This is a genomic window from Agromyces sp. P2_B3 (assembly GCF_056404815.1).
This window is the reverse complement of sequence record NZ_JBFUDH010000006.1, coordinates 131,162-148,012: the sequence shown is the minus strand read 5'-3', so window position 1 is coordinate 148,012 and position 16,851 is coordinate 131,162. Positions and strand designations below refer to the sequence as shown.

The following is a 16,851-nucleotide window of genomic DNA, read 5'->3' as shown; positions in this document are numbered from 1 at the left end:
CATCGGCGTCACATGAGCGATCGGATGCCGGTGGCCACCGTGTAGATCGCGAGCCCGGCGAGCGCGCCCACGACGGTGCCGTTGATGCGGATGAACTGCAGGTCGCGGCCGACCTGCAGTTCGAGCTTCTCGGTGGTCTCCTTCGGGTCCCACCGCTCGACGGTCTCGGTGATGACCCCGGCGATCTCGTGGCGGTAGTTGCGCACCACGTAGGCCGCGGCATCCGTCACCCACTCGTCGACCTTCGCCGCCAGCTCGGGGTCGGTGGAGAGCCGGATGCCGACCTCGACGACCGCCGACCGGAACCCCTGGCGCAGCTCGCTGTCGGGGTCTTCGAGTGCCGTGTCGAGGGTGTCCTTCACGCTCGACCACACCTCGCCGGCGAACTCGCGCACCCGCGGGCTCTCGAGCAGGTCGACCTTGAGCTGCTCGAGCCGGCCGATCATGAGGGGGTCGTGCTGCAGGTCGTTCGCCAAGTCGGCCAGATAGCGGTCGATGGTCTCGCGCATCGGATGCCCCGGATCCTCGCGCACCGCCCGCACGAAGCCCAGCACCTCCTTGCGCGCCCGCTCGTCGACCATCTTCTCGACGAAGTCGGGCATCCACCGCGGCAAGCGGCCGGAGACGATGCCGCCGATGGACTCGGGATGCGCCTCCAGCCACTCCTCGGCCTTCTCGAAGAGGGCGTCGACGGCGGCGCGCTGCTGGTCGGCGGCGACGAGCCGCTCGCCCATGCGCCCGATCGCGGGGCCCCACTCGGGTTCGAACAGGTGCCGGCGCGCGAGCTTCTCGATCACGTCCTCGACGTCGTCGTCGCCGAGCAGGGTCATCACGCCGCGGGCGGCGACGGATGCCTCGGCGGTGAGCCGCTCGGCGTTCCCCGGCCTCGACAGCCACTCGCCGAGCCGCGCGGAGATGCCGATCGAGCGCAGCTTGCCGACGACCACCTCGTCGGAGAGGAACTCGTCCTCCACGAACGCCCCGAGCGTGGCGCCGATCTCGTCCTTGCGGTTCGGGATGATCGCGGTGTGCGGGATGCGCAGCCCGAGCGGGTAGCGGAACAGCGCAGTGACCGCGAACCAGTCGGCGAGCGCGCCGACCATCGCGCCCTCGGCCGCCGCGCGCACGTAGGCGAGCCACGGCACCTGCTCCTGCAGCGCGAACGACACCGCGAACACGACTGCGGCGACGAGGAGCAGGCTCGTCGCGAGCCGTTTCATGCCGCGAAGCGCGACCCTGCGCTCCTCGTCGGTGGGTGTCGTGCGCACTGGCGTGGCACGGAGCTCGTCGATCGCCGTCATCTGCCGGCCCCCTCGCGTCGGGATTGCGGTCCGTTTCGACGCTAGCGCCTGCCGCCCGCCCGCTCACTAGGCTTGCGTGCATGACGGATGCCGCCTCCACGCCGCCCGAGCAGACATACTCCTACCTCGGACCGGCCGGCACCTTCACCGAGGCGGCGCTGAAGCAGGTGCCCGAGGCGGCCGGCAAGCACTGGCGGTCGGTGAACAACGTGGGCGAGGCATTGGCGGATGTCACGAGCGGGCGTTCGACCGCCGCGATGATCGCGATCGAGAACTCGGTCGAGGGCGGGGTGTCGGCCACCCAGGACGCGCTCGCGACCGTGCCCGGCCTCCGCATCGTCGGCGAGTACCTCGTGCCCGTGAACTTCGTGCTCGTCGCCCGGCCCGGCACCACGCTCGCCGACGTGCGCATCGTGAACGCGCATCCCGTCGCCTACGCACAGTCGCGGGGCTGGCTCGAGCGCGAGCTGCCCGACCACGGCCACATCCCGGCGACGAGCAACGTGCAGGCCGCGGCATCCCTCTTCGAAGGCAGTCAGGCGGATGCCGCGGTGGCCCCGCCCGGCATCACCGAGCACCTCGACCTCGCCGTGCTCGCCCGCGACATCGGCGACAACCCGAAGGCCGTCACGCGCTTCGTGCTCGTGTCGCGCTCGCGCGTGCTCGCCGAGCCGACCGGGGCAGACAAGACCAGCCTCATCGTCGAGCTGCCCGACGACGAGCCCGGATCGCTGCTCGCGATGCTCGAGCAGTTCTCGACCCGCGGCGTGAACCTGTCGCTGCTCGAGTCGCGGCCGATCGGCGACGAGCTCGGCCGCTACCGCTTCGTCGTCGACCTCGACGGGCACATCGGCGACGAGCGGGTCGCCGACGCCCTGCTGGGCCTCCGGCGCACCAGCCCCAACGTGATCTTCCTCGGTTCGTACCCCCGCGCCGACCAGCGCGCGATCGAGTACCACTCGAAGTTCGACGACGAGATCTTCATCGAGGCGCGCGACTGGCTGCGCGGGCTCCTCAGCGGCGAGCCCGACTGAGTCCCGGCAACCTGGGTCGGCCGGGGGCCTCGCGGCCTATTCTGGAGTTCGGTGCGGGCGCTGCGGCCCGGCCCGCGAAGGAGCTGCGAGTGAGCGAGGGTTCGGCGACGGGGATCGACCCGCGGTTCGATCCGAGGTTCCAGCGCGGCTACGCGCACGACCCGCCCGAGACGGCCCTCGGGGACGACGACGGGGCGCCGACGGATGCCGCGGCGCCACGGCCGCGCGAGGAGGCCGACCCGCGCGCCGCGCCCGCTGTCTCCTTCCCTCCCTCCGCGTCCCCGGCCGACACCTCCTCGTCCCCGGCACCCGCGGACCCATCCCTCGACGGGAGACCGTCGACCTCGCCCCTCGGGAGCGCGCCCGATGCCGCGGTCCTGGCAGAGGGCGGGCCGGTCGACGTCGACGACGCGCCCGACGACCCGCTCGTCGACCAGTCCCTGAGCCCCACGCGATGGCTGTGGATCGCGCTCGCCGCCTGCGCCGCGTTCGTCGTGGTCGGCTGCGTCGCGTTCTGGGTGCAGGCCTCCGACCCGTCGAACTACATCGGCGGCGTCCGCGCCGGCCTCGATGAGAGCGTCCGCCTCGTCATCAACGCGATGGCCCCCGCGCTGGTCGAGGCGGGACTGGTCGGCATCGTCGCCGTGCTCGTGACCTGGGCGGTCACGGGCCGCCGCGCGGCGAGCACCGAGGAGCAGCGGTGAGGCGGCCGCACCCCGCCGCCCTCGCGCTGGTCGGCTTCGGGACGGTGGCGCTGCTGGTGCTGTGGTGGGTCATCACCAGCATGCAGGCGATCGAGAGCAAGCTGCAGTGGTCGGGCGACTCGCCGTCCGCCGAGGTCGTGCAGGCGTGGGCGTTCTTCAACTTCGGCTACTCCGTGGCGCTGCCGGCGCTCGGGCTCGCCGTCGCGGCATCCGCCCTCGGCCTCGTGCTCGTGTGGTGCCTGCCGCGGCTGCGCCGGGCGCGGCATCCGGTTCATGCAGTGGAGGAGCAGGAGTGAACGAACGTACGGCGGGCATCGACCCCAGGTTCGATGCCCGGTATCAGCGCGGCTATTCGGGTGGGCATGCCGAGTCGCAGGCCGAACCGACCGTCTCGACGCCCGCGGATGCCGAGCGTCCGCAGCCGGCACGACCAGACCCGGAGGATGATCCGGCCGACCTCATCCGCGCACTCGTCGCCGACCCTGAGGCGTCCGATCCTCGCCCGACGACGATCCCGGAGTCGATGCCCCCCATCGACCGGCTCGATGAGGAGCCGGAGCCCGCGCGTGCTGATCGGGTACCGACGGGACGCCTCTGGATTGGCCTCGCGGCGAGCCTCCTGCTGGTCATCGCCGGGCTCGCGCTGGTGTGGAACGCCGCCACCGATCGTTCCGTGTATACCGGCACTTCGAGCGGCTCCGAGGGCGATGCCATCCGGTTCCTGGCCTCCGTCGCGCCCGGGTTCATCCAGGCGGGTGCGCTCGGCTGTGTCGTGGTGCTCGTCGTCTGGGCTGTCCTGGCACGGAGCACGGCGGCCGTCGAGGGGGAGGAGTGAGGCGCCGACGGGTCCACCCGACGGTGATCGCCCTCGGCGCGTTGATGGTCCTGCCCCTGCTGATCGCGGCGGAGCTGTACAACGCCTCCCGGCGCACCATGACCATGGGCTTCTCGTGGCAGGGCGAGCCGAGCGACGAGCAGGTGATGGCGATGGCCATGAACCAGCTCTCATGGACGCTCGGCCCGATCCTGGCGGCGACCTCCGCTGCGGCGGCTCTCGGCTTGGTGATGTTCTGGTGCCTCGCGCCGCGTCAGCGCGGCACGCGCACGACGAGCGACGCGGGGTCGACGCGGAAGCGCGCCGCCACGACGGTGCCGAACTCGTCGCCGTCGATCTCGAACTCCTCGGGCTCCGCCTCGATCTCGATGTCGACCGCCCGACCGCGCGAGTAGACGATCTCGCGACGGCGGCTCCCGCCCGTGAGGTCCATGAACTGCCGGCCGAGCGCCGACTTGCGCAGCACCCGGTTCTCCCACGTGACGCGTCGCCACACGAGCAGCCAGCCGAGCGCGTTCCGCGGTTGCAGCACGACGACGTCGAGCTTGCCGTCGTCGATCTCGGCGTCGGGGATGAGCTCGATGTTGCCCGGCAGGTAGCCGAGGTTCGCCACGAGGATGCTCGACACGCGCGACCGGTGCAACCGGCCCGCGTCGGTCCGGTGCACCACGCGGAACGGCTTGGACGCCGGGATGGCACGCAGCCCGGCGTCGACGTAGGCGAGCCAGCCCACCCGCTTCTTCAGGTCGGGATTCGTGTTCGCGATCATCGTCGCGTCGATGCCGATGCCCGACATCACGAGCGAGACGTGCGACTCGGGCCGGCCGTCCGGCCGGGTGACCTCGGCGATGAGCATGTCCACGGCGCGATCCATGCCCGAGAAGGCGAGCACGACGGCGTCGCCCTGGTCGTTGACGGGGATGCCGAGGTTGCGCGCGAAGAGGTTGCCCGTGCCGAGCGGCACGAGTCCCAGCGGCATGCCGCTGCCGCGCAGGCCCGCCGCCACCGATCGCACGGTGCCGTCGCCGCCGGCCGCGATCACGAGGTCGACACCCTGACGCAGCGCGGCCTTCGCCATGCCCTTGCCGGGGTCGTCCTCGGTGGTCTCGATCCACACCGACGGTGCGAAGTGCTGTCGGGACTCGGCTCGCGCCACGGCGGCTCGCAGCTCGGCGACGCCGCTCTTCGTCGGGTTGAAGATCACCGCGGCGCGCAATGCCGTGGCCGCGGCATCCGCAGCTGCATCCGTCGTCTCGTCCGTTCCGACCGCCGTCACCCTGCCAACGGTAGGCCATGTGCCCCGGGCTAGACTGGCTCGCGTGATCGACCCCGTGCTGCTTCGCGAGAACCCCGAGCTGATCAAGCATTCCCAGGAGCTGCGCGGCGAGTCTTCCGCCTTCGTCGACGAGGCGGTCGCAGCTGATGCCGTGCGCCGGGCCGCGATCACCGAGTACGAGTCGCTCCGCGCCGAGCAGAACGCCTTCGGCAAGCAGGTCGCGAAGGCGCCGAAGGAGGAGAAGGCCTGGCTCGTCGCGCAGGCGCAGGAGCTCGCGGCGCGCGTGAAGGACGCGAACCAGCGGGCGAACGACGCCGAGTCGGAGTTCCTCCTGGCCGTGCAGCGCCTCGGCAACGTCGTCATCGACGGGGTGCCCGCGGGCGGCGAAGACGACTTCATCGTGCTGCGCGAGGTCGGCGAGGTGCCGACGTTCGACTTCGAGCCGCGCGACCACCTCGAGATCGGCGAGCTGCTCGACGCCATCGACATGGGCCGCGGGGCCAAGGTCTCGGGTGCGCGGTTCCACTTCCTCAAGGGCATCGGCGCCCGCCTCGAGCTCGCACTCATGAACATGGGCCTCGACCGCGCGCTCGCCAACGGCTTCACGCCGCTCATCACCCCCACGTTGGTGCGACCCGAGATCATGCAGGGCACCGGATTCCTCGGCGCCCACTCCGAGGAGATCTACTACCTCCCCGACGACGAGCTCTACCTCACCGGCACGAGCGAGGTCGCGCTCGCCGGGTACCACTCCGACGAGATCGTCGACCTGTCGAACGGCCCGCTCCGCTACGCCGGCTGGTCCACCTGCTACCGCCGTGAGGCGGGAAGCCACGGCAAGGACACCCGCGGCATCATCCGGGTGCACCAGTTCAACAAGCTCGAGATGTTCAGCTACGTCGACCCGGCCGACGCCGAGGCCGAGCACGAGCGGCTGCTCGGCTGGCAGGAGGACATGCTCCAAGCTCTCGGGCTCAGCTACCGCGTCATCGACGTGGCCGCCGGCGACCTCGGCTCGAGCGCGGCACGCAAGTTCGACGTCGAGGCGTGGGTGCCTACGCAGGGCGCCTACCGCGAGCTCACGTCCACCTCGAACTGCACGACGTTCCAGGCGCGTCGCCTCGACATCCGGCACCGCACGGAGTCGGGCAGGACGGCGCCCGTCGCGACGCTCAACGGCACCCTCGCGACGACACGGTGGATCGTCGCCATCCTCGAGACCCACCAGCAGGCCGACGGCTCGGTCAGGGTGCCCGAGGCCCTGCGCGGCTACCTCGGCGGCCTCGAGGTGCTCGAGCCCGTCACGCGATGAGTGAGCGGATGCCGCAGCCGGCCCCGGACGGCCTGCCCTGGCTGGTGGCGCTCGACGTCGACGGCACGATCCTGCACGAGGACGAGTCGATCGACGAGCGCGTCGCCGACGCGATCGCCGCCGCGCGTGAGCGCGGCCACGAGGTGACGCTCGCGACCGGGCGGTCGTGGTCGACCACGGCGCCGGTGCTGCAGCGCCTCGGGCTCGCGCCCGAGTACGTGGTGTGCGCGAACGGGGCGATCACGATGCGGCGCGATGACGCGGCATCCGACGGCTACGTGCGCGAGCACGTCGAGACCTTCGACCCCACGCGCGTGCTCGAGCGGATCCGCGCCTTCCTGCCCAGCGGCCGGTTCATGGTCGAACTGCCCGACGGCTATCGCCTCTACACCGAGGGCATGACCGACTGGAACCTCGAGAACGCCCGCGAGGTGACGTTCGAGGGGCTGCTGGACCAGCGCGCCACCCGCGTGGTCGTGGTGTCGCCCGACCACGAGCTCGAGGACTTCCTGCGCATCGTCGAGGAGATGGGCCTGCACCAGGTCAGCTACGCGATCGGCTGGACCGCCTGGCTCGACATCGCGCCCGACGGCGTGAGCAAGGCCACCGCACTCGAGCGCGTGCGCGGCTGGCTCGACGTGCCCGCCGAGCGCGTGCTCGCCGTGGGCGACGGCCGCAACGACCTCGAGATGTTCGCCTGGGCCGGCGCCGTCGGCCGCTCGGTCGCGATGGGCCAGGCGCCCTCCGAGGTGATCGCCGCGGCATCCGAGACGGCCGACGACGTCGACCACGCCGGACTCGCGGCGGTGCTCGACTCGCTGCCGTGAGCTGTGCCGCATCCTCGAGCTGAGTAGCCCTGGCGCGCTGGAATGACAAGGGTCCTGCCGCCGCACGGTTGCGCCGGATAGGATCAGCGCGTCGGAGGGGGCTCGCCATGAGCGGTCGGACCGGGCAGCAGCCAGTGTCGCCGCCAGTCGTGCCGCGACACGGCCGATTGCCGCGTCACAGCGCCTGGGCCACCTACGGCAAGATCGCGGCATCCGTCGTCGCCGTGCTCGCGGTGAGCGCCGCGGCCATCGGCGCGTACGCCGCGGTCGACCTCGTGCAGTCGGTGAAGCCTGCCGTGAAGCTCGAGAGCGAGAAGGTGCTCGAGAACGTGCCCGACATCGGCGCGATGGAGGGCGGGTTGACCTTCGTGCTCGTCGGCAGCGACAAGCGGCCGGAGGACGGCGCGTTCGGCGACCCCGAGGAGGAGTCGGCGGTCCTGAACGACGTCACCATGCTGCTGCACATCTCGCAGGACCACTCGCATGTCGAGGTGGTGAGCTTCCCGCGCGACATGTACGTGTCGGTGCCCGAGTGCACCGATCCGAACGATCCCGAGGGCGAGAAGCTGTCGGCCATGTCGCAGGTGAAGATGAACGAGGTGCTCTCGTACGGCGGGCTGGGCTGCGTGGCGACGACGCTCGAGCAGCTCACCGGCGTGACGATCCCGCTCGGCGGCATCGTCGAGTTCTACGGCGTCGCCGCCCTCTCGTCCGCCGTCGGCGGCGTCGACGTGTGCGTGACCGACCGCATCGAGGACCCGTACACCGGGCTGTTCCTCGACCCGGGAACGCATTCCCTCTCGGGCATGGATGCGCTGGCGTTCCTGCGCACCCGACACGGGGTGGGCGACGGCAGCGACCTGGGCCGCATCTCGAGCCAGCAGACCTTCCTCGCCTCGCTCATGCGCACCCTGCAGAGCTCGGGCACGCTCGGCGACCCGGTCAAGCTGTACTCGATCGCGAAAGCCGTCTTGTCGAACATGACGCTGTCGACGGCGCTCCAGAACCCCACCCAGCTCATCTCGATCGCGAAGACCCTCCAGGACGTCGACCTGTCGAAGGTCGTCTTCCTGCAGTACCCGACCGGCTACACCGACGACAAGAGCGGCGTGGTGCCGAGCGACTCGGCGCAGATCGTCAATGCCGCACTGCAGGCCGACCTGCCGGTCGCGATCGACCCCGCAGCGACGGGGGAGTCGGAGTTCGGCACCGTCGCCGATCCCAACGCCGCGGCTCCCGCACCGCCCGCGGCCGATACCCCGGCCACGGGGGAGGCGCCCGCCACCGGTGACGCGTCCGCCCCGGCCGACCCGGCTGGGCCGGCGCCCGAGGTGCTGCCGGAGGACGTGACCGGGCAGAACGCCGCCGAGGTCCGCTGCGCGAGCGCGAACGCCGGCTGACGCGGCATCCGCTTCAGGACCTTCCCAGACTGTGCTGCGAGGCTCGTCGGAACTGCGCTTCGGCTAGAATCGGGGCCTGCCGTGCGACGTCGCCCCTCACGGGGCGTCAGCGTGCCGGCGAGGAGGGCTGTCCGAGCGGCCGATGGAGCTGGTCTTGAAAACCAGTGGGCAGCAATGCCTCGTGGGTTCGAATCCCACGCCCTCCGCACACGACCGACATGACTGGAACGAGAGGAACCGGGTGAACCAGGACTTGCGTCACAGCTCGCGTCGCGCGGCGAAGAACCCCTCCGTCGCCCGCCACGGCCGACTCAAGACCCACAGCGCGTGGTCCACCGTGGCCAAGGTCGCGGCATCCGTCGTCGCCGTGACCCTCATCTCCGGCTCCGCCGTCGCCGCCTACGCCGCCTGGGACCTCGCGAGCACCGTGCAGCCCACCGTCAAGCTCGAGAGCGAGAAGGTGCTCGAGGGCGTGCCCGACGTCGGCGCGATCGAGGGTGGCGTCAACCTGCTGCTCATCGGCAGCGACAGCCGCCAGGGCCAGGGCGAGGCCTTCGGCGATCCCGACGAGGAGACCGCCGTCCTCAACGACGTGACGATGCTCATGCACATCGCGCAGGACCACTCGCACGCCTCGGTCGTCAGCTTCCCGCGCGACATGCTGGTCGACGTCCCCGCCTGCACCGACCCCGAGGATCCGAGCAGCACGCTCGACGAGCTCTACGACGTGAAGATCAACACGGTGCTCTCATACGGGGGCATGGACTGCGTCGCGAAGACGGTCGAGTCGCTCACCGGCGTCACCATCCCGTTCGCCGGCATCGTGCAGTTCATGGGCGTCGCGGGCCTGTCGGAGGCCGTCGGCGGCGTCGACGTCTGCGTCGCCGAGCCCATCGAAGACGAGTACACCGGCACGTTCCTCGACCCCGGCACGCACACCCTGAGCGGCGTGGCCGCGCTGCAGTTCCTCCGCACCCGGCACGGCGTGGGCGACGGCTCCGACCTCGGCCGCATCTCGAACCAGCAGGTCTTCCTCTCGGCGCTCGCGCGCAAGCTGCAGTCCGACGGCACCCTCGGCGACCCGGTCAAGCTCTACTCGATCGCCAAGGCCGCGCTCGCGAACATGCAGCTGTCGAGCAGCCTCACCGATCCCACGCGCATGATCTCCATCGCCAAGGCGATGAAGGACATCGACCTCGCGAAGCTCGCGTTCATCCAGTACCCGACCTCGTACGTCGCGGGTGGTGGAGCCGTGGCGCCCAACGCCTCGGCGGAGCTCATCAACCAGGCGCTGCAGGCTGACCTCCCCGTGACGTTCGATCCCGACGCGCAGAACAACGACTTCGGCTCGGCCGCCGACCCGGCCGTGCAGCCGCCCGCCGAGGCTCCGGCTGAGGAGGCTCCCGCCGAGGAAGCCCCCGCTGAGACGCCCGCCGACCCGGCCGCTCCGGCTCCGACGGCCGAGGCGCTGCCCGAGGACGTCGCCGGCCAGACCGGTGCCGACGTGCGCTGTTCCGCGGGCCGCACGCTCGACGACCAGTAGGGCAGACCGGAGGCCCCGGCGCCGAATCGTCATCCGCGGCATCCGCGGGTTATGATGGCTGTCGCGTGTCCGCCATGGCGGTTCACGAGGAGACGTCGCATAGTCCGGTCGAGTGCACCACCCTGCTAAGGTGGAGTCCCCGTAAGGGGACCAGGGGTTCAAATCCCCTCGTCTCCGCTCTCGCTTCATCGAAGGCCTCCGCGTGCAGCGGGGGCCTTCGTTCGTCGTGATCGTGTCTCGTCGCCGGCCTGCCGGCTGTCACCAGGTGAGCTCGACCTCGAGCTCGTTCTCGCCCTCGTCACCGAGCTCCACCTCGACCTTGAGGTTGACCTGGTCGGGGATGTGCACGGTGATCTGCCGTCCCGCGCGGTGGAATTCGACCGAGTTGTTCTTCGCCAGGGCGTCGGCGAGTGTGCGGAGCTTGGCGGCTGCCTGCTCGCGGCTCATGCGCTGGGCGTCGTCGATGTCGAACAGGTCCATGGTGTCGCTCCCTGGTGTCGTGTTCTCGACCGTACCGACTCCACCCGCCGCCCACTAGCGTCTCGGTACGGATGCGGGCATGCCGGCCTCTGCGGATCCGCACCCGGGCGCCGGGGCACATGGTAGAACGGCGGGATGCTTGAGATTCTGACGTTCGCCGATCTGCTGCGGTTGGTCGACGAACGGTCGGCCGCCTTCGGCGCTGCGGTCGCCGCGGCGCCCGGCCTCGACGTTCAGATGCCGACCCATCCCTCGCGGACGCTGTTCGAGCACGTGCAGCACGTGGGCATGAGTCGCCGCAAGGCAGCCGCCATCGTCGCCGCCGGGCCCGCGGACGGTCCGCCGGAGGAGTCCGCATGGGGAGGCAGCGCGGGTGCGCCCCGGGAGCGCGAGGCTCTCCTGGCCTGGTGGGCCGAGTCCATCGAGCACCTCGAGCGTGTGCTGCACGGGGCAGGCCCGGATCGCAGTTGCTGGACATGGTGGGCGGACTCGCCGTCACCGCAGACCTCCGGGGAGTGGGCGCGGCGCCAACTCCACGAGATCGCCGTGCACACCTACGACGTCCAGCTCGCGGGCAGTGCCCCGCAGCCCATACCGGAGAAGATCGCCCTCGACGGTTTCGACGACTGCCAGTTCACCCTCTGCGCGACGACGGTCGCCTGGCCACACGACCCCGCCATCGTCGACTACCACGCCACCGAGGGCCACTCCTGGCGCCTCCGGCTGTCGCACGACGGCGCACAGGTCGGCCACCTCGCGTCAGCTGCCGGCCAGGACCGCGACACGGCCGACGCGTCCGCCCGGGGCACGGCCAGTGACCTGGTCCTGTTCTTCTACGGGCGCATACCGCTGGATTCGCTCAAGTTCAAAGGTGACCGTCGCATCTTCGACCAGCTCGCAGCGTGGGACCCGTCCGAGTGACAACCGACAACGTGCGATCTCCTGCATCAAGGCGATCTCCTGCACCAAAGGCCCGCCGGAAGCCAGGCGCCCGATAGCCGGTCCATGATCGCGCCCCGGCGAGACCGCCTGACCGGTCGGTCACTCGGCAGCCGGTCGCGACGGAAGCGGGGCGACGCCGCTCAGGCGGTGGCGGCGGCCTCGCGCAGCAGCTCCGCGGTGCGCGCGACCGCGGGGTGCGTGCGCATCGAGCGCTTCACCCGCAGCATGATCCGACGTCGTGCCGCGGCATCCTCGACGGGCAGCATCACGACGCCTTCGGGCAGCGCGAGCGCCCCGAGCCGGGGGAGCACGGTGATGCCGACGGCCTGGGCGACGTAGTCGAGGGCACTCGTGTAGTCGGGCGCCTGGATGCGGAACGGCGGTGCGAAGCCCAGCTCCCGGCAGGCGGTGAGCACGATCTCTCGGCACGGGCCGCGTGCGTGGTCGTTGTCGATCCAGGCTTCGCCCGCGAGTTCGGCGAGGGTCACCGACGAGCGCAGGGCGAGCGGATGCCGCGAGGGCACGACGGCCACGTAGCCCTCGGTGCGCAGCTCCTCGATGTCGTATCCGTCGGTGTCGCCCTCGGCCACGGCGGGATCGCGGTCGCCGCGCACGGCCTCGGCGATGTACAGCTCGACGTCGAGGTCGCCCGTCGACTGCGAGCCGCGCAGCTCTGCGAGGCTCAGCTCGAGCCGCAGGGTGGGGAACTGCTCGACGAGGGCGGCCACGACCGAGGGCATCCAAGCGCGGTTGGCCGACATGAAGCATCCGATGTGCAGGGTGCCGCTGCGACCGGAACGCAGGTCGTCGGCCATCGCGTCGAAGTCGGCGAGCTGGTCGAGCACCCGCGAGGCGCGGTCGGCGACCGCGATGCCCGAGGCGGTGGGCACGATGCCGCGGCCGCGCTTCTCGATGAGGGTCAAGCCGGTCTCGCGCTGCAGCGCGCTGACGTGCTGGCTGACAGCCGAAGGGGTGTAGCCCAGCCGTGACGCGGCTCGATTGATCGAGCCCGTCTGCACGACGGCACGGAAGACGCGGAGGCGGTGCGGATCGACCATGAAGCGATCGTACAGTCGCGCTGAATGGATAGGAAGGATCGTTCGCTTGTGCTCAGGTGATCATGGCAGGGAAGGTGGAGGGATGCAGCGACCCTCCCCGACCTGGCCCCCCGACGCCCCCGCCGTCACTCCGGCAGTCGCCAGGAACTGGAAGGTGCTCGCCGCGACCCTCGTGGTGCTCGTGCTCTGGGCCTCGGCGTTCATCGCGATCCGGGGCATCGGCGATGCCCTCTCGCCCGGCGCGCTCGCCTTCGGCCGGCAGCTCGTCGGCACCGTCGTGCTCGTCGCGCTCGCCGTGTGGCGTCGCCCACCGCTGCCGCGCGGTCGCGGGCTGCTGCTCGTCGCCGTCTACGGCGTGCTCTGGTTCGCCGGCTACACGGTCGTGCTCAACCTGGCCGAGCGCCACCTCGACGCGGGCACCGCGGCGATGCTTGTGAACATCGCGCCGTTGCTCGTCGCCGTCGCCGCGGGCGTGTTCCTCAAGGAGGGCTTCCCGCGTCCGCTCATGATCGGCATGCTCATCGCGTTCGCCGGGGTCGTGCTCATCGCGACGGGCGGGGTGGGCGTGCACAGCGACCCGCTCGGCATCGCCCTCGGCATCCTCGCCGCCGTGCTCTACGCGTCGGGCGTGCTCGTGCAGAAGGTCGCGCTGCGGCACACCGATGCCCTCAGCGCGACCTGGGTCGGCTGCGCGATCGGCGCGGCGGTGCTGCTGCCGTTCGCGCCGCAGGCCGTCGCCGAGGTCGCGGCGGCGCCCACGCCGGCGGTGCTCGCGATGGTCTACCTCGGCGTCTTCCCCTCAGCCGTCGCGTTCGTGCTGTGGGCGTACGTGCTGCAGCGCAGCTCCGCGGGCGCCACGGCCTCGGCGACCCTCGCGGTGCCGGCGATCGTCGTCGTGCTCTCGTGGCTCCTGCTCGGCGAGCTGCCGACGCTGCTCGGCCTCATCGGCGGAGCGCTCTGCCTCCTCGGCGTGGCCTGGAGCCGCCGGAGGTCCGGTCCCGCCCGCGAGCGCGATGCAGCAGACCGGGGCCGGTCGGTGCGAGCGACCCCGGCCGGCTGACGTCGGCGTGCGCGTCAGGTGAGGCCGTCCTCCTCGTCCTCGAGTTCCTCCTCGAGGGCGATCTCGAGGTCCTCGAGCTCGATCTCGGCCGCCAGGGCCTTCACGATGTTGCCGGTCGCCGCGGCGATCCGGGCGGTGCCGACGATCGGCGCGATCGCGGTGAGCACGCCTCTGAGGTCCTCGGCGTCGAGCCCGACCTCCCCGCCGACCTCGAGGTTGAGCGCGTAGGAGACGGGTGGCGCGTCGACCGCGACCAGTGCGGCGATGCGGACGAGCACCAGCGTCTCGGGGTCGAGGGTGGACGCGTCGAGGGAGTCGGCGGTCATTCGCGCGAGCAGGTCGAGCACGGGCGCGTCATCGTCGGGCGTATCGGACATGATGGATCCCTTCACCACTGGTGGAACCGGATTGTGCGCAGCGAGGCTGCAGGCTCATTGCACCCCGGTCTCCCGGCTGCGGCATCATCGAGATCGCATGAAAGGCGACGCCGAGCGGTCGGCTCGCGCGTCAGGGCGTCGCGGCGCCCCGGGCACCAGCGGCCGTTCGCTCGGCCGAGTCGAGCACCGACTCGACACCGAGCAGGAAGAGGTCGCGGTCGTCGAGAGCCCGAAGTCGGGGGCCGACCGACGCGATGAGCGGATGCCGCGCCGGGTCGACCAGCAGCGGACTCTCGATCCACGGGCTGGGCGCCGACGGCGCGGTGCCGCGCTCGCTGCGGCTGCGGGCGATGCCGGCCGCGCTGGAGATCACGTGCGACGCCATGAGCGCGTAGTGGTTGACGAGGTCATCGCCCTCGAGCCCCGCGCGGGCGAAGGAGTCGAGCATGAACTCGATGATGTCGAGCTCGTGCGGTCCGTTCGTGGTGAGCACGGTCGCCTCGACGCCGATGGCGGGGTAGGTGGCGAAGAGGTCGAGGGTGGCGACCGCCAGCTGCGTGAGGCGTCCGCGCCAGTCGCCGGCTGCGGCATCCACCCGGTCGAGGCTCATGCCGATGACCTCGTCGAGGAGCGACCGCATGAGGTCGTCCTTGCCGCGGAAGTGCCGGTAGATCGCCGTCGGGTCGGCACCGAGCTCGGCGCCGAGGTCGCGCACCGACACGGCGCCGACGCCGGGCTGCGCGGCGAGCCTGAGACCGGCGGCCACGATCGCGTCGTGGTCGAGGCGGGCCTTGCCCCCGCGGCGTGCGCGGGCGCCGCCGGATCGCGTCGCTGTCGTCATCGGTTGCCGTGTTCCTTCGTTTCAGGACATGCTGCCACGCCCGCGGCCCCCTCGGGCCGGTCGCCCGCCGAGCGCGGCGCACGCCTCAGCATAACGAATTGATCAACGCCGATGTCAACAGTGTTGACATCGGGATCCTGGCGCAACTACAGTCGCCGCAACCCACACGTTCGACGAGGAAGCGAGGGCGACGTGCCCGCAGACCTGCTCTTCACCGGAGGCCCCGTCTTCACGGGCACCGGAGACCCGCTGCCCGGCCAAGCCGTCGCGGTCACCGCCGGCCGTATCACGGCGGTCATCCCCGAAGCCGACGCCGGCCCGCTCATCGGCGAGCACACCCGTGTGGTGCAGCTCGACGGGGCACTCCTCAGCCCGGGCTTCCAGGACGCGCACATCCACCCCGTCGGCGGCGGCGTCGAGCTCCTGCAGTGCAACCTCACCGAGGCGACGGATGCCGCCGACACGGTCGCCCTCGTGCGGGCCTACGCCGACGCGAACCCCGACGAGCCGTGGATCCTCGGCGGCGGTTGGTCGATGGACCACTACCCGGGCGGTGCGCCGGTGCGTGCACTGCTCGACGCGGCCGTGCCCGACCGCCCGGTGCTGCTGCTCAGCCGCGATCACCACAGCACCTGGGCGAACACGGCCGCCATCCGCCTCGCCGGGATCGACGCGTCGACACCCGACCCGGCCGACGGCCGCATCGAGCGGGAGGCCGACGGCGCACCGGCCGGCACCTTCCACGAGGGTGCTGGCGACCTGTTCGACGGCGTGCGCCCGGCCCTCGATCCCGAACTGGTCTACGCGGGTCTCCTGCGCGCGCAGCGCGAGCTCCTCGCGCTCGGCATCACGGGGTGGCAGGACGCCATGGTCGGCGGCGGCTCGGGGGTCGTCCCGGATCCGCTCGACGCCTACCGGCGCGCGCTCGAGGCCGGCGAGCTCGTGGTGCACGTGGTCGGCGCCCAGTGGTGGGCCCGCGACCGCGGCATCGAACAGGTCGACGAGATGGCCGCCCGTCGCGAGGCCATCGCCGCGCTCGGCCATGAGGAGCGCCTCTCGCTCGGCACGACGAAGATCATGGTCGACGGCGTCGCCGAGAACCAGACCGCCGCGATGCTCACGCCGTACCGCGACGCGCACGGCCACGACACGCACAACCACGGGCTCTCGTTCGTCGACCCCGAGCTGCTGCAGGGCTATGTCACCGCCCTCGACGCCGCCGGATTCCAGGTGCACTTCCACGCACTCGGCGACCGCGCCGTGCGTGAGGCGCTCGACGCCCTCGACGCGGCGAAGGCGGCCAATGGCGCGACCGACGGACGCCATCACCTCGCCCACCTGCAGGTCGTGGAGGAGACCGAGACCGCCCGCTTCGCCGGGCTCGGCGCCGTGGCGAACATCCAGGCGCTCTGGGCCACCCACGAGGACCAGATCGACGAGCTGACCCTGCCGTTCCTCCAGGACGGCGCCGAGTCGCGCCAGTACCCGTTCGGCGACCTCGTGCGCCACGGAGCGCGCCTCGCCGCCGGGAGCGACTGGCCGGTGTCGAGCGCCGACCCGATGGACGCGATCCACATCGCGGTCACGCGGGTCGCGCCCGGAATCGATGCCGGGCCGCTCGGCGGGGCCCACCAGCGCCTCGACCTGGCCACCGCGATGGCCGCCTACACCTCGGGCACGGCCTACGTGAACCACCGCGACCACGACACCGGGTACCTCCGCGAGGGCTACCTCGCGAACCTCGTCGTGCTCGACCCCGACCCGTTCTCGGTGCCCGCCGAGGAGATCCACCGTTCGACGGTGGTCTCGACGTGGGTCGAGGGCGAGCCCGTCCACCTCCGCAACGACTGACTCCGAGGAG

At 71.4% G+C, this 16,851-nt stretch carries 17 protein-coding genes and 2 tRNA genes; 13 read left to right on the top strand and 6 right to left on the bottom strand.

The features are described from left to right. Positions 1 to 8: 8 nt before the first annotated feature. Positions 9 to 1,301 (bottom strand): DUF445 domain-containing protein, encoded by a 1,293-nt coding sequence (locus AC1DZA_RS11365; protein WP_476772828.1) that lies wholly within the window; start codon positions 1,299 to 1,301, stop codon positions 9 to 11. 80 nt (positions 1,302 to 1,381) lie between these two features. Between AC1DZA_RS11365 and pheA the strand changes: the two genes are divergently transcribed. From pheA to AC1DZA_RS11345, 4 genes are all read left to right on the top strand, one after another. After that, entirely contained in the window at positions 1,382 to 2,335 is a 954-nt protein-coding gene (gene pheA / locus AC1DZA_RS11360; RefSeq protein ID WP_309975104.1) for a prephenate dehydratase, read from the top strand. A gap of 89 nt (positions 2,336 to 2,424) precedes the next feature. Then, positions 2,425 to 3,039, top strand: coding sequence for a hypothetical protein (locus AC1DZA_RS11355; protein WP_476772827.1), 615 nt, complete (start codon positions 2,425 to 2,427; stop codon positions 3,037 to 3,039). Continuing rightward, on the top strand, positions 3,036 to 3,335 hold the full coding sequence (locus AC1DZA_RS11350) for a hypothetical protein (RefSeq protein WP_476772826.1): 300 nt from the start codon (positions 3,036 to 3,038) through the stop codon (positions 3,333 to 3,335). The genes AC1DZA_RS11355 and AC1DZA_RS11350 overlap by 4 nt, the downstream gene beginning before the upstream one ends. Then, the gene (locus tag AC1DZA_RS11345; RefSeq protein WP_476772825.1) at positions 3,332 to 3,874 is read left to right on the top strand and encodes a hypothetical protein; all 543 of its coding nucleotides are present in this window, start codon (positions 3,332 to 3,334) and stop codon (positions 3,872 to 3,874) included. The genes AC1DZA_RS11350 and AC1DZA_RS11345 overlap by 4 nt, the downstream gene beginning before the upstream one ends. A 253-nt stretch (positions 3,875 to 4,127) precedes the next feature. Here the strand turns inward: AC1DZA_RS11345 and AC1DZA_RS11340 are convergent, their stop codons facing one another. Beyond that, positions 4,128 to 5,150 carry a diacylglycerol/lipid kinase family protein gene (locus AC1DZA_RS11340; RefSeq protein ID WP_476772824.1) on the bottom strand — a complete coding sequence of 341 codons (1,023 nt, stop codon included), beginning with the start codon at positions 5,148 to 5,150 and terminating at the stop codon, positions 4,128 to 4,130. Positions 5,151 to 5,193: 43 nt separating this feature from the next. Between AC1DZA_RS11340 and serS the strand changes: the two genes are divergently transcribed. From serS to AC1DZA_RS11310, 6 genes are all read left to right on the top strand, one after another. Beyond that, positions 5,194 to 6,462 (top strand): serine--tRNA ligase, encoded by a 1,269-nt coding sequence (gene serS, locus AC1DZA_RS11335; RefSeq protein ID WP_476772823.1) that lies wholly within the window; start codon positions 5,194 to 5,196, stop codon positions 6,460 to 6,462. Between the two features lie 8 nt (positions 6,463 to 6,470). After that, entirely contained in the window at positions 6,471 to 7,289 is an 819-nt protein-coding gene (locus AC1DZA_RS11330) for an HAD family hydrolase (RefSeq protein WP_476772822.1), read from the top strand. A 107-nt stretch (positions 7,290 to 7,396) separates the two neighbouring features. Further along, entirely contained in the window at positions 7,397 to 8,689 is a 1,293-nt protein-coding gene (locus tag AC1DZA_RS11325; RefSeq protein ID WP_476772821.1) for an LCP family protein, read from the top strand. 121 nt (positions 8,690 to 8,810) lie between these two features. Then, a tRNA-Ser gene (locus tag AC1DZA_RS11320) sits at positions 8,811 to 8,895 on the top strand. A gap of 35 nt (positions 8,896 to 8,930) precedes the next feature. Then, complete coding sequence (locus AC1DZA_RS11315) at positions 8,931 to 10,232, top strand: LCP family protein (RefSeq protein WP_476760948.1); 1,302 nt, start codon at positions 8,931 to 8,933, stop codon at positions 10,230 to 10,232. An 88-nt stretch (positions 10,233 to 10,320) separates the two neighbouring features. Next, positions 10,321 to 10,409: transfer RNA gene (locus tag AC1DZA_RS11310), tRNA-Ser, on the top strand. 81 nt (positions 10,410 to 10,490) lie between these two features. Here AC1DZA_RS11310 and AC1DZA_RS11305 read toward each other — a convergent pair. Beyond that, positions 10,491 to 10,712 carry an amphi-Trp domain-containing protein gene (locus AC1DZA_RS11305; RefSeq protein WP_476772820.1) on the bottom strand — a complete coding sequence of 74 codons (222 nt, stop codon included), beginning with the start codon at positions 10,710 to 10,712 and terminating at the stop codon, positions 10,491 to 10,493. A 135-nt stretch (positions 10,713 to 10,847) separates the two neighbouring features. Between AC1DZA_RS11305 and AC1DZA_RS11300 the strand changes: the two genes are divergently transcribed. Next, positions 10,848 to 11,633, top strand: coding sequence for a maleylpyruvate isomerase N-terminal domain-containing protein (locus tag AC1DZA_RS11300; protein ID WP_476772819.1), 786 nt, complete (start codon positions 10,848 to 10,850; stop codon positions 11,631 to 11,633). Positions 11,634 to 11,794: 161 nt separating this feature from the next. On the opposite strand, the gene AC1DZA_RS11295 is transcribed toward AC1DZA_RS11300, so the two are convergent. Next, positions 11,795 to 12,712, bottom strand: a complete 918-nt coding sequence (locus tag AC1DZA_RS11295; RefSeq protein ID WP_476772818.1) for a LysR family transcriptional regulator — start codon at positions 12,710 to 12,712, stop codon at positions 11,795 to 11,797. Between the two features lie 82 nt (positions 12,713 to 12,794). On the opposite strand from AC1DZA_RS11295, the gene AC1DZA_RS11290 reads away from it, so the two are divergent. After that, positions 12,795 to 13,772, top strand: coding sequence for a DMT family transporter (locus tag AC1DZA_RS11290; RefSeq protein ID WP_476772817.1), 978 nt, complete (start codon positions 12,795 to 12,797; stop codon positions 13,770 to 13,772). 14 nt (positions 13,773 to 13,786) lie between these two features. Here AC1DZA_RS11290 and AC1DZA_RS11285 read toward each other — a convergent pair whose 3' ends face one another. After that, the gene (locus AC1DZA_RS11285; RefSeq protein WP_476772816.1) at positions 13,787 to 14,149 is read right to left on the bottom strand and encodes a carboxymuconolactone decarboxylase; all 363 of its coding nucleotides are present in this window, start codon (positions 14,147 to 14,149) and stop codon (positions 13,787 to 13,789) included. Positions 14,150 to 14,279: 130 nt separating this feature from the next. Then, on the bottom strand, positions 14,280 to 14,990 hold the full coding sequence (locus AC1DZA_RS11280; RefSeq protein WP_476772815.1) for a TetR/AcrR family transcriptional regulator: 711 nt from the start codon (positions 14,988 to 14,990) through the stop codon (positions 14,280 to 14,282). Between the two features lie 192 nt (positions 14,991 to 15,182). Here AC1DZA_RS11280 and AC1DZA_RS11275 point away from each other — a divergent pair, with 192 nt between their 5' ends. Beyond that, the gene (locus tag AC1DZA_RS11275; RefSeq protein ID WP_476772814.1) at positions 15,183 to 16,841 is read left to right on the top strand and encodes an amidohydrolase; all 1,659 of its coding nucleotides are present in this window, start codon (positions 15,183 to 15,185) and stop codon (positions 16,839 to 16,841) included. Positions 16,842 to 16,851: the final 10 nt, after the last annotated feature.